This is a genomic window from Pseudomonas fluorescens NCIMB 11764 (assembly GCF_000293885.2).
Taxonomy (GTDB): Bacteria; Pseudomonadota; Gammaproteobacteria; order Pseudomonadales; family Pseudomonadaceae; genus Aquipseudomonas; species Aquipseudomonas fluorescens_B.
On sequence record NZ_CP010945.1, the window covers coordinates 3234760 to 3246966 of the forward strand.

Here is a 12207-nt window from a genome sequence, read left to right on the forward strand (position 1 = left end):
GCGGACGCGGGACTTCAAGTCCCGTGTCTGTCTTGAAGGAGCACCCATGGCTCACGCACCCCAGATCAAAATCGCCGCCACCTACATGCGCGGCGGCACCAGCAAAGGCGTATTTTTCAGCCTGAAAGACCTGCCCGAAGCGGCACAGATTCCCGGCCCGGCGCGCGACGCCCTGTTGCTGCGGGTGATCGGCAGCCCCGACCCGTACGACAAGCAAATCGATGGCATGGGCGGCGCGACTTCCAGCACCAGTAAAACCGTAATCCTGTCGAAAAGCCTCAAGGCCGATCACGACGTCGATTACCTGTTCGGTCAGGTCTCCATCGACAAGCCATTCGTGGACTGGAGCGGCAACTGCGGCAACCTGTCGGCGGCGGTCGGTTCGTTCGCCATCAGCAACGGCCTGGTGGACGCCAGCCGCATTCCGCACAACGGTGTGGCGGTGGTGCGCGTGTGGCAGGCCAACATCGGCAAGACCATCATCGCCCACGTACCGATCACCAATGGTGAGGTGCAGGAAACCGGTGATTTCGAACTCGACGGCGTGACCTTTCCGGCAGCCGAAGTGCAGGTCGAATTCATGGACCCGGCGGCGGAAGAGGAGGGCGGTGGCGGTTCGATGTTTCCTACCGGGAATCTGGTGGACGACCTCGAAGTGCCCGGCGTCGGGACGTTCAAGGCAACCATGATCAATGCGGGTATCCCGACTATTTTCGTCAATGCCGAAGACATCGGTTACACCGGCACCGAGTTGCAGGGCGCTATCAACGGTGATCCGAAAGCACTGGCGATGTTCGAGACCATTCGTGCTTACGGTGCGCTGCGCATGGGGCTGATTTCCAATCTGGATGAAGCCGCGAAGCGCCAGCACACGCCCAAGGTTGCCTTTGTGGCCAAGCCTGCGGATTACGTCGCGTCCAGCGGTAAAGCGATTGCGGCAGGTGATGTCGATCTATTGGTGCGCGCATTGTCCATGGGCAAGTTGCACCACGCGATGATGGGCACTGCGGCGGTCGCTATCGGCACTGCCGCCGCCATTTCCGGCACGCTGGTAAACCTCGCAGCGGGCGGCATCGAGCGCAATGCCGTGCGTTTCGGCCATCCGTCGGGCACCTTGCGCGTCGGTGCCGAGGCCAGCCTGGTGGACGGTGAATGGACAGTGAACAAAGCTATCATGAGCCGCAGTGCGCGGGTGTTGATGGAAGGGTTTGTTCGCGTGCCGGGAGATTCTTTCTGAACCCGACACGGAACCAGAGATAAACACAAAACCCTGTGGGGGCGAGCCTGCTCGCGATGGCGGACTGACATCCAGCATTGATGTCGACGGATACACCGCAATCGCGAGCAGGCTCGCTCCCACAGTGGACTGCATTTCAATCATAAGAATTTTTCATTAACTGAGATTGCCCTGAACCGAGGTCCCATCAACGAACCACTTCACGAGTGAATCGAACATGAGCACCAACGTCGACCAAAACAACCGCCCCGACTACGACACGGTCCTGCAGGACATTGCCGATTACGTCCTCAACTTCAAGATCGAGTCCAGGGAAGCTCTGGACACTGCCCGCAACTGCCTGATCGACACCCTCGGCTGCGGCTTGCTGGCGCTGCGTTTCCCCGAATGCACCAAACACCTCGGGCCGATCGTCGAAGGCACCGTCGTCCCGTTCGGCGCCCGCGTACCCGGCACCAGCTATCGTCTCGACCCGGTCAAAGCGGCGTGGGACATCGGCTGCATCGTGCGCTGGCTCGACTACAACGATACCTGGCTCGCCGCCGAATGGGGCCATCCGTCCGATAACCTCGGCGGCATTCTCGCGGTGGCCGATCACCTGTCGCAAAAGCGCCTGGCCAATGGCGACGCGCCGCTGACCGTTCGCGCCGTCCTTGAAGCCATGATCATGGCCCATGAGATTCAGGGTGTGATCGCGCTGGAAAACTCCTTCAACCGTGTAGGCCTTGATCACGTCATCCTGGTGAAAGTCGCTTCGACCGCCGTTACTGCCAAACTGATGGGCGCCAATCGCGAGCAGTTGCTGTCCGCGCTGTCCCATGCCTTTGCCGACGGGCAAGCGTTGCGCACCTATCGGCATGCGCCGAATGCCGGTTCACGCAAATCCTGGGCGGCGGGCGATGCGACCAGTCGAGGTGTGCGTCTGGCGGACATCGCGATGCGTGGCGAGATGGGCATTCCCGGGGTGCTGACCGCCAGGCAGTGGGGCTTCTACGACGTGTCGTTCAGCCACACCAACAACGACCTGGCGCTCAAGCCCGAAGACAGGCGTGCCTTCCGTTTCACCCGCTCCTATGGCAGCTACGTGATGGAAAACGTGCTGTTCAAAATCAGCTTCCCGGCCGAATTTCACGCGCAAACCGCTTGCGAAGCGGCTGTGACGTTGCATCCGCAAGTCAGGAATCGCTTGCACGAGATCGACAGAATCGTCATCACCACCCACGAGTCGGCGATCCGCATTATTTCCAAGGTCGGCCCGCTGGCCAATGCGGCGGACCGCGACCACTGCATCCAGTACATGACCGCCGTGCCGCTGGCCTTCGGCAATCTGGTGGCCGAGCAGTACGAAGATGACTTCCATGCGGCGCATCCGATCATCGATGTGCTGCGCGAAAAAATGGTCATCGTCGAAGACCCGCAATACACCCGCGAATACCTGGAGGCGGACAAACGCTCGATCGCCAATGCGATACAGGTGTTTTTCAAGGACGGGTCCAGCACCGGGAAGGTGGTGGTTGAATACCCGATCGGTCATCGTCGGCGCCGTGCGGAAGGTATTCCGCTGCTGGAAGACAAGTTCAGGGCGAACCTGCTGACACGATTCACGGGGCAGCGTAGCGAGGAGATTTTTGCGTTGTGCAAGGATCAGGAGCGGCTTGAGGCGACGCCGGTCAACCGGTTTGTGGATTTGTTTGTTATCTAGAGGACCGCGTTATCGTTCAAACGCTAGCAGGCTGCTCCCACAGTTGATTTGTGTTCACCGCAGATCAACTGTGGGAGCCAGCCTGCTAGCGATGAGGCCAGAACAGGCAACAGAGAATTACTTGAACCGCCGCTCCACGCCTTTCTCCACCAGAATCTTCGCCGAAATCTCTTCAACGGAAAAATGCGTGGAATTGATGTGTGCAATGTTCTCGCGACGGAACAGATTCTCCACCTCGCGCACTTCGAACTCGCACTGCGCGTAGCTCGAATAGCGGCTGTTGGGCTTGCGCTCGTTGCGGATCGCGGTGAGGCGGTCCGGGTCGATGGTCAGGCCGAACAGTTTGTGCTGGTGGGCGCGCAGGGCGTTTGGCAGGGTCAGGCGTTCCATGTCGTCTTCGGTCAGCGGGTAGTTGGCCGCGCGGATGCCGAATTGCATGGCCATGTACAGGCACGTCGGTGTCTTACCACAACGCGACACCCCCACTAGGATCAGGTCGGCCTTGTCGTAATAATGCGTGCGCGCGCCGTCGTCGTTGTCGAGGGCGAAGTTCACCGCCTCGATGCGCTCCATGTAGTTGGAGTTGCCGCCGATCGAGTGAGACTTGCCGACGGTATAGGAAGAATGCTCGGTCAGTTCCTGTTCAAGCGGTGCCAGGAAGGTCGAGAAAATGTCGATCATGAAACCATTGGACGTCGCGAGGATCTCACGAATGTCCTGATTGACGATGGTGTCGAAGATAATCGGCCGAAAGCCGTCGGTTTCGGCGGCTTTGTTGATTTGTTGTACCATGGCCCGCGCTTTATCCACGTTGTCGATGTACGGCCGCGTGAATTTGCTGAAGGTAATGTTTTCGAACTGCGCCAGGAGGCTTTGACCCAGGGTTTCGGCTGTGATGCCGGTGCCATCGGAGATAAAGAAAGCAGATCGTTTCATTTGCACCTTGGGCCTTAAGCTAGTAACGAATCTTGGATATGATAGGCGCGATTTGCCGGCCGCCCTTGGCCCGCATTCTCACTTATTTTCCAGGTCCAGGCCATACAGCTGGCAAATGCTCCCTCGGAGCGCCGGCTTCTGAGCTTTTCCAACACAGTTAGTGGAGAGATCACCTTGGTAGAGTACGTAGTTTCCCTCGATAAGCTCGGCGTCCATGATGTGGAGCACGTAGGGGGCAAGAACGCATCCCTGGGCGAGATGATCAGTAACCTTGCAGGTGCCGGTGTATCGGTGCCCGGTGGCTTCGCCACGACAGCTCAGGCTTATCGTGATTTTCTGGAACTGAGCGGCCTGAACGATCAGATCCACGCCGCCCTCGACGCTCTGGACGTCGATGATGTCAACGCCCTGGCCAAGACCGGCGCCCAGATCCGTCAATGGATCATGGAAGCCGAATTCCCCGAGAAGCTCAACGCCGAGATCCGCACCGCATTCGCCACGCTGTCGGCCGGCAACCCTGACATGGCCGTGGCCGTGCGCTCTTCCGCTACTGCCGAAGACCTGCCGGACGCTTCCTTCGCCGGTCAGCAGGAAACTTTCCTGAACATCCGTGGTGTCGAAAACGTCATTCGCGCCGCCAAAGAGGTGTTCGCTTCGCTGTTCAACGACCGTGCCATTTCCTACCGCGTGCACCAGGGCTTCGATCACAAGCTGGTGGCTCTGTCGGCTGGCGTGCAGCGCATGGTCCGCTCCGAAACCGGCACCGCCGGCGTGATGTTCACCCTCGATACCGAATCGGGCTTCCGTGACGTGGTGTTCATCACCGGCGCCTACGGCCTGGGTGAAACCGTCGTACAAGGCGCGGTGAACCCGGACGAATTCTACGTCCACAAACAAACCCTCGAGGCCGGTCGTCCGGCGATCCTGCGCCGTAACCTGGGCAGCAAAGCGATCAAGATGATCTACGGCGAAGTCGCCACGGCCGGCAAGTCGGTCAAGACCATCGACGTCGACAAGGCCGATCGCGCACGTTTCTGCCTCAGCGACGCCGAAGTCAGCGAGCTGGCCAAACAAGCGATGATCATCGAGAAGCACTACAAGTGCCCGATGGACATCGAATGGGCCAAAGACGGTGACGACGGCAAGCTCTACATCGTTCAGGCCCGTCCTGAAACCGTGAAGAGCCGCACCCAGGCCAACGTCATGGAACGTTACCTGTTGAAAGAAACCGGCACCGTGCTGGTTGAAGGTCGCGCCATCGGCCAGCGCATCGGCGCCGGCAAGGTTCGCATCATCAAGGACGTGTCCGAGATGGACAAAGTCCAGCCGGGCGACGTTCTCGTTTCCGACATGACCGACCCGGACTGGGAACCGGTCATGAAGCGCGCCAGCGCCATCGTCACCAACCGTGGCGGCCGTACCTGCCACGCGGCGATCATCGCTCGCGAGCTGGGCATCCCGGCCGTGGTCGGTTGCGGCAACGCCACCCAGCTGTTGAAAGACGGCCAGGGCGTCACCGTTTCCTGCGCTGAAGGCGACACCGGCTACATCTTCGAAGGCGAACTGGGCTTCGATATCAAGAAAAACTCCGTCGATGCCATGCCTGATCTGCCATTCAAGATCATGATGAACGTCGGCAACCCGGACCGCGCCTTCGACTTCGCGCAACTGCCGAACGCCGGTGTGGGCCTGGCCCGCCTTGAGTTCATCATCAACCGCATGATCGGTGTGCACCCCAAAGCGCTGTTGAACTACGACGGCCTGCCGCAGGACATCAAGGACAGCGTCGACAAGCGCATCGCCGGTTACGACGATCCGGTCGGCTTCTACGTCGACAAACTGGTTGAAGGCATCAGCACCCTGGCCGCTGCGTTCACCCCGAAAAAGGTCATCGTGCGTCTGTCGGACTTCAAGTCCAACGAATACGCCAACCTGATCGGCGGCAAGCTCTACGAGCCGGAAGAAGAAAACCCGATGCTGGGCTTCCGTGGTGCTTCGCGTTACATCAGCGAATCGTTCCGCGACTGCTTCGAGCTCGAATGCCGCGCCCTCAAGCGTGTGCGCAACGAGATGGGCCTGACCAACGTTGAAATCATGGTGCCGTTCGTCCGTACCCTGGGCGAAGCGAGCCAGGTCATCGACCTGCTGGCAGAAAACGGCCTGGCCCGCGGCGAGAACGGTCTGCGCATCATCATGATGTGCGAACTGCCATCCAACGCGATCCTCGCCGACGAGTTCCTCGAATTCTTCGACGGCTTCTCCATCGGCTCCAACGACCTGACTCAGCTGACGCTGGGCCTGGACCGTGACTCCGGGATCATCGCTCACCTGTTCGACGAGCGTAATCCGGCGGTCAAGAAGCTGCTGGCGAACGCCATTGCCGCGTGCAACAAGGCCGGCAAGTACATCGGCATTTGCGGTCAGGGCCCCTCGGACCACCCTGATCTGGCCAAATGGCTGATGGAACAGGGTATCGAAAGCGTTTCGTTGAACCCCGATTCCGTACTGGAAACCTGGTTCTTCCTGGCGGAAGGTCAGGCTTCGGCCTGATTCGTGAATGAAGCCTCGGTCGAGTGGCCGGGGCTTTAAGATTCAAGTAGGGCGGGCTCCTCTGGATGCCGCCCTTTTTTGTGCAAGAGCATTATGCAAAGCAGCAGCAACCTATTTCCTGTCGCCCTGATCAGCGCCGAGCGGCGCGGCGATCTGAGCGAAGACGTTTATCGTTTGAAACCCGGCAACAGTCCCGATGGTACTGTGGAGTTGGCCGTGACCCGATTGGGCATGGCGGATGAGCCCGCGCACGGGGGCGTGCCGGTGATTCTGTTGCACGGCAGTTTTTCCAATCGACGGTTCTGGTTTTCTCCCAAGGGGCTGGGACTCGGGGCTTACCTGACACGCCTGGGATTCGATGTATGGATTCCGGAAATGCGCGGCCATGGCCTGTCCCAGCGCAACCAGAACTACCGCAAAAACCGCGTCGCCGATTACGCTCGTTACGATCTGCCAGCCATCGGCGCGTTCGTGCGTGAGCAGAGTGGCCAGGTCCCGCACTGGATCGGCCACTCGCTGGGCGGGATAACCCTGGCGGCGGCGCTGGGTGGCGAGTACATCGGTGAACCGGTGGTGGCCTCTGCGGCGTTCTTCGGCACACAAGTCAGTCGCACCTACTGGCCGTTGAAGATCCCGCCGGTTGAGTGGAGCGGGCGCTTCATTCTCAAGCGTTTCGCCCAGCTGTCCGGGTCACGGCTCAAGCGCGGCCCGGAGGACGAGCCGATTGGCCTGGCCCTGGAAAGCATGCGCTGGTACGGTCTGTTCGGACGTTTTGGCGATGCCGACAAGGACTGGTGGGCCGGATTGGCCGATGTCCGCTTGCCCGTGTTGGCGGTGAGTGCGGCGGGCGACCATCAGGATCCCGCGTGGGCCTGTCGCAAGTTGTTTGACCAGGTGGGCTCCGAGCACAAGCAGTTCATCAACCTCGGTCGCGAACAGGGCTTTGGCGACAACTTCGGCCACGTGGAAATGCTCGTCAGCAAAGCGGCGCAGACTGAGGTCTGGCCGTTGGTGGCGCGCTGGTTGGCCGATCAGCACACGCCGTTGTCGGGAGACAAGCCGGATTTGGCCGCGGCAGTCTGAGCCCGATGCTCTATCAAGGGCATTTCGCTCTGATCGGCTTGCGGCTAAGATATGACGCATTGAGCTTTTCCGGTCACTTTGCGACATCCTCGATTGTCTTCCTCTTTACAGGAGTTTCTCGATGAACCATTACATCACGCCTGACCTGTGCGACGCCTATCCTGAACTGGTGCAAGTGCTGGAGCCGATGTTCAGCAATTTCGGCGGCCGCGATTCCTTCGGTGGCGAAATCGTGACCATCAAGTGCTTCGAAGACAACTCGCGCGTCAAGGAGCAGGTCGAGCTCAAGGGCGATGGCAAGGTGCTGGTGGTCGATGGTGGCGGCTCCCTGCGTCATGCGTTGCTGGGTGACATGCTGGCCGAGAAAGCCGCGAACAACGGTTGGGAAGGGCTGGTGATCTACGGTTGCATCCGCGACGTCGATATCATCGCGCAGACCGACCTGGGCGTTCAGGCCCTCGCCAGCCACCCGAGGAAATCCGACCGGCGCGGGCTCGGCGACCTCAACGTGGTGGTGACCTTTGCCGGTGTGACGTTCCGTCCAGGCGAGTACATCTATGCGGACAACAACGGCGTGATCATCTCGCCAAGTCCGCTGAAGATGCCTGAATAAACGTTGAGCCAGGCAAAGGGGTGAGGATGTTCGAGGAAGACAACGCGCAGTGGGGGCTGGTGCATGCCCTGGTGCTGGATGGTAAAGGCGGTGCGCGTTCGATAGCCCGGACTGAACTCGATGATTTGCAGCTGCAGGCGCACGAAAGCCTGTGGCTGCACTGGGATCGCAGTCACCCGCAAACCCAGACCTGGCTGCGCAAATCCAGCGGCCTGAGTGAATTCAGCTGTGATCTGTTGCTGGAAGAAAACACCCGTCCGCGTCTCTTACAGCTTTCCGACAGCGAACTGCTGCTATTTTTACGCGGCGTCAATCTGAATCCGGGTGCGGAACCGGAAGACATGGTGTCGGTGCGGATTTTTGCTTCGGCACAGCGGGTGATTTCCCTGCGTCTGCGCCCGTTGCGCGCCACTGATGAATTGCTGGTGCAGCTCGCCGAAGGCAAAGGACCGAAAACTGCCTCCGAACTCATCCTTTATATGGCTCAGTACCTCACCAACAAGGTGCAGGATCTGGTCGGCTGCCTCTCGGAAGTGGTCGATGAGGAAGAAGAGAAGCTGGATACCGACGAACGGTATACACCCGAACATGACTCCATTTTGCAGATCCGTCGGAGGGCGGCTGCGCTGAAACGTTTCCTGGCACCGCAGCGGGATATTTTCGGACAGCTGACGCGGATAAAACTACCCTGGTTTGTCGAAGATGACGGCGATTACTGGAACGAATTGAACAACAGCCTGACCCGCTATCTTGAGGAGCTGGAGTTGACCCGGGAGCGCGTGGGGCTGGTCCTGGAGGCCGAAGACCGGCGATTGAGCGTGCGCATGAACCGCACGATGTACCGCTTCGGGATCATCACCGGGATCTTTTTGCCGATGAGTTTCCTGACCGGTCTTTTGGGAATCAACGTGGGGGGAATTCCGTTCTCTGCCAGCCCCTACGGCTTCCTGATTGCCTGCCTGATGATGGTTTCGGTGGCACTGGGGCAGTGGTGGTTATTCCGACGTTTGCGCTGGGTCTGATGATGAGCCATGTGACCCGTGCAAATCTGGCCGCGTCTTTCACAGACATCACGAGAGGTGCGTATGCACGATCCGTTTGAACAGTCTTTGCGCGACATGCTGAACGCCTCGCCGTCCACTCGGGACGACGATGCGTGTCTGGGCCGTGTCCTGAAAACCGCCAATCGCCAGGTCGGCGCCGGTGATCTTTTCAGCCTGCTGGGCCGCTGGTTGCCCGCGCTGATGATCGCCCTGAATAACGGATCGGCGCACGTTTCGCCGGTTTCCCGTCACCGTAAACCTACCGTTCGCACTGCTGATAAGGCTGATTGAATATGGAACTTGATCTCTGGACTCAGAGCCTCGTCACTGCAATGACTGCGTTATGGACCAAGGTTGCGAATTTCATTCCGAACCTGTTCGGCGCACTGGTCGTGCTGCTGTTGGGTTTCGTCGTTGCGAAACTTTTGGATACTTTGCTGTCGAAGTTGCTCGCCAAGCTCGGTCTCGATCGCTTGATGGGCGGCACCGGTCTGACAAAATTGCTGTCCCGGGCCGGCCTTCAAGTACCGATTTCGACGCTGATCGGTAAAATCGTATACTGGTTCGTTCTGCTGATTTTTCTGGTTTCGGCCGCAGAATCCCTTGGACTTGAGCGAGTTTCAGCTACGCTGGACATGCTTGCTCTGTATTTGCCGAAAGTTTTCGGCGCTGCGCTGGTGCTGCTGGTGGGAGTTTTACTGGCTCAACTGGCCAATGGGCTGGTGCGTGGCGCGGCAGAAGGCGTAGGGCTGGATTACGCTGCAGGGTTGGGGCGAATTGCCCAAGGCCTGGTCATTATCATCAGTATTTCGGTCGCGATCAGCCAGTTGGAGGTCAAGACTGACCTGCTGAACCATGTGATCGTGATCGTATTGATAACCGTTGGTCTGGCGGTTGCGCTGGCCATGGGGTTGGGAAGCCGGGAAATTGCCGGCCAGATTCTTGCGGGAATCTATGTGCGTGAGTTGTATCAGGTTGGGCAACAAGTGCGTGTTGGCGAGGTCGAAGGTCAGATCGAAGAGATCGGCACGGTTAAAACCACATTGCTGACCGATGAGGGTGAGCTAGTCTCTCTCTCCAATCGGATCCTCCTGGAGCAGCATGTGAGTAGCCGCTAACCCGGCAAACCCTGCTAATGTATGCCGCCGCAAAATGCCCTGAAGGGCTGCGGCGGACATTGACCTGACTGTCGGCCCGACTTGTTTTGAATAAAGCTCAATCGCTCTCCACGCGCTACGACCCCCGCGAGCTCTCTGATGAGGAGTTGGTCGCGCGCTCGCATACCGAGCTGTTTCACGTAACGCGCGCCTATGAAGAATTGATGCGGCGTTACCAACGAACATTATTTAACGTCTGTGCACGATATCTTGGGAACGATCGCGATGCAGACGATGTCTGTCAGGAAGTGATGTTGAAGGTGCTGTATGGACTGAAGAACTTCGAGGGGAAATCGAAGTTCAAGACATGGCTATATAGCATCACGTACAACGAGTGCATCACGCAGTATCGGAAAGAACGGCGAAAGCGTCGCTTGATGGACGCTTTGAGTCTGGACCCCCTCGAGGAAGCGTCTGAAGAAAAGGCGCCGAAACCCGAGGAGAAGGGCGGACTTGATCGCTGGCTGGTGTATGTGAACCCGATTGACCGTGAAATTCTGGTGCTACGATTTGTCGCAGAGCTGGAGTTTCAGGAGATCGCAGACATCATGCACATGGGTTTGAGTGCAACAAAAATGCGTTACAAACGCGCTCTAGACAAATTGCGTGAGAAATTTGCAGGCATTGCTGAAACTTAGTTCGGCGCAAATATCTCTTACGTGTAGGCAAGTTCTGATAGACTTGCCGCCGAGTTGTCCCCCGGTTTGCGGGACTGCTTCACAATCACCAGATGGGGATTTAACGGATGAAACTGAAAAACACCTTGGGCTTGGCCATTGGTTCTCTTATTGCAGCCACTTCGTTCGGCGCACTGGCACAAGGCCAAGGCGCAGTTGAAATCGAAGGCTTTGCAAAGAAAGAGTACTACGACAGCCAGCGCGATTTCAAAAACGACGGCAACCTGTTCGGTGGCTCGGTTGGTTACTTCCTGACCGACGACGTTGAACTGCGTCTGGGCTACGACGAAGTGCACAACGTACGTAGCGAGTCGGGCAAGAACATCAAGGGCTCCAACACCGCCCTGGACGCTCTGTACCACTTCAACAACCCAGGCGACATGCTGCGTCCGTACGTATCTGCTGGTTTCTCCGATCAGAGCATCGGCCAGAACGATCGCGGTGGTCGTAACGGCTCCACTTTCGCCAACGTTGGCGGCGGTGCCAAGCTGTACTTCACTGACAACTTCTACGCCCGTGCCGGCGTTGAAGCTCAGTACAACATCGACCAAGGTGACACCGAGTGGGCTCCAAGCGTCGGTATCGGTGTGAACTTCGGTGGCGGCTCCAAGCCTGCAGCCGCTCCAGTTCCAGCACCAGCTGAAGTCTGCTCCGACAGCGACAACGACGGCGTTTGCGACAACGTTGACAAGTGCCCGGACACCCCAGCCAACGTAACTGTTGACGCTGATGGCTGCCCAGCAGTTGCTGAAGTTGTTCGTGTAGAGCTGGACGTTAAGTTCGATTTCGACAAATCTGTTGTTAAAACCAACAGCTACGGCGACATCAAGAACCTGGCTGACTTCATGAAGCAGTACCCATCCACCACCACTACTGTTGAAGGTCACACTGACTCCGTCGGTCCTGACGCTTACAACCAGAAACTGTCCGAGCGTCGTGCAAACGCCGTTAAGCAAGTTCTGACCAACCAGTACGGTGTTGAATCGTCCCGCGTTCAGTCTGTTGGCTACGGCGAATCCCGCCCAGTTGCTGACAACAAAACTGAAGCTGGTCGCGCTGTAAACCGTCGCGTAGAAGCGCAGGTTGAAGCTCAAGCTAAGTAATTAGCCCGCAGCTCTGAGAAAAGCCCGGCTTAGGCCGGGCTTTTCTTTGCCTGCGATTTGGGTTCCAGCATTGGATCTGCGGCGTGGCGAAAAGATCGCAGCCTGC

At 58.4% G+C, this 12207-nt stretch carries 11 protein-coding genes; 10 read left to right on the forward strand and 1 reads right to left on the reverse strand.

The features are described 5' to 3' along the window. The first annotated feature begins 46 nt into the window (after nt 1–46). Complete coding sequence (gene prpF, locus B723_RS14880) at nt 47–1237, forward strand: 2-methylaconitate cis-trans isomerase PrpF (protein WP_017337457.1); 1191 nt, start codon at nt 47–49, stop codon at nt 1235–1237. 217 nt (nt 1238–1454) lie between these two features. Beyond that, a complete protein-coding gene (gene prpD, locus B723_RS14885; RefSeq protein ID WP_017337458.1) occupies nt 1455–2939 on the forward strand; it encodes a 2-methylcitrate dehydratase in 1485 nt (494 codons plus the stop codon). A gap of 117 nt (nt 2940–3056) precedes the next feature. Here the strand turns inward: prpD and ppsR are convergent, their stop codons facing one another. Then, complete coding sequence (gene ppsR, locus B723_RS14890; protein WP_008027418.1) at nt 3057–3875, reverse strand: posphoenolpyruvate synthetase regulatory kinase/phosphorylase PpsR; 819 nt, start codon at nt 3873–3875, stop codon at nt 3057–3059. A 174-nt stretch (nt 3876–4049) separates the two neighbouring features. Between ppsR and ppsA the strand changes: the two genes are divergently transcribed. The 8 genes from ppsA to B723_RS14930 all read left to right on the forward strand — a co-directional run bounded on the left by ppsA (nt 4050) and on the right by B723_RS14930 (nt 12101). Then, nucleotides 4050–6425: a phosphoenolpyruvate synthase gene (gene ppsA, locus B723_RS14895; protein ID WP_017337459.1), complete on the forward strand. Its 2376-nt coding sequence runs from the start codon at nt 4050–4052 to the stop codon at nt 6423–6425. Between the two features lie 93 nt (nt 6426–6518). After that, a complete protein-coding gene (locus tag B723_RS14900; RefSeq protein WP_017337460.1) occupies nt 6519–7508 on the forward strand; it encodes an alpha/beta fold hydrolase in 990 nt (329 codons plus the stop codon). Between the two features lie 121 nt (nt 7509–7629). Beyond that, nucleotides 7630–8121 (forward strand): ribonuclease E activity regulator RraA, encoded by a 492-nt coding sequence (gene rraA / locus B723_RS14905; protein ID WP_017337461.1) that lies wholly within the window; start codon nt 7630–7632, stop codon nt 8119–8121. A 26-nt stretch (nt 8122–8147) separates the two neighbouring features. Then, the gene (locus B723_RS14910) at nt 8148–9143 is read left to right on the forward strand and encodes a zinc transporter ZntB (RefSeq protein ID WP_017337462.1); all 996 of its coding nucleotides are present in this window, start codon (nt 8148–8150) and stop codon (nt 9141–9143) included. A gap of 63 nt (nt 9144–9206) precedes the next feature. Continuing rightward, a complete protein-coding gene (locus tag B723_RS14915) occupies nt 9207–9455 on the forward strand; it encodes a hypothetical protein (RefSeq protein WP_007944521.1) in 249 nt (82 codons plus the stop codon). Between the two features lie 2 nt (nt 9456–9457). Beyond that, complete coding sequence (locus B723_RS14920; protein WP_008027407.1) at nt 9458–10282, forward strand: mechanosensitive ion channel family protein; 825 nt, start codon at nt 9458–9460, stop codon at nt 10280–10282. An 86-nt stretch (nt 10283–10368) separates the two neighbouring features. Next, nucleotides 10369–10959, forward strand: coding sequence for an RNA polymerase sigma factor SigX (gene sigX / locus B723_RS14925; protein WP_017337463.1), 591 nt, complete (start codon nt 10369–10371; stop codon nt 10957–10959). A 107-nt stretch (nt 10960–11066) separates the two neighbouring features. After that, nucleotides 11067–12101: an OmpA family protein gene (locus B723_RS14930; protein ID WP_017337464.1), complete on the forward strand. Its 1035-nt coding sequence runs from the start codon at nt 11067–11069 to the stop codon at nt 12099–12101. Nucleotides 12102–12207: the final 106 nt, after the last annotated feature.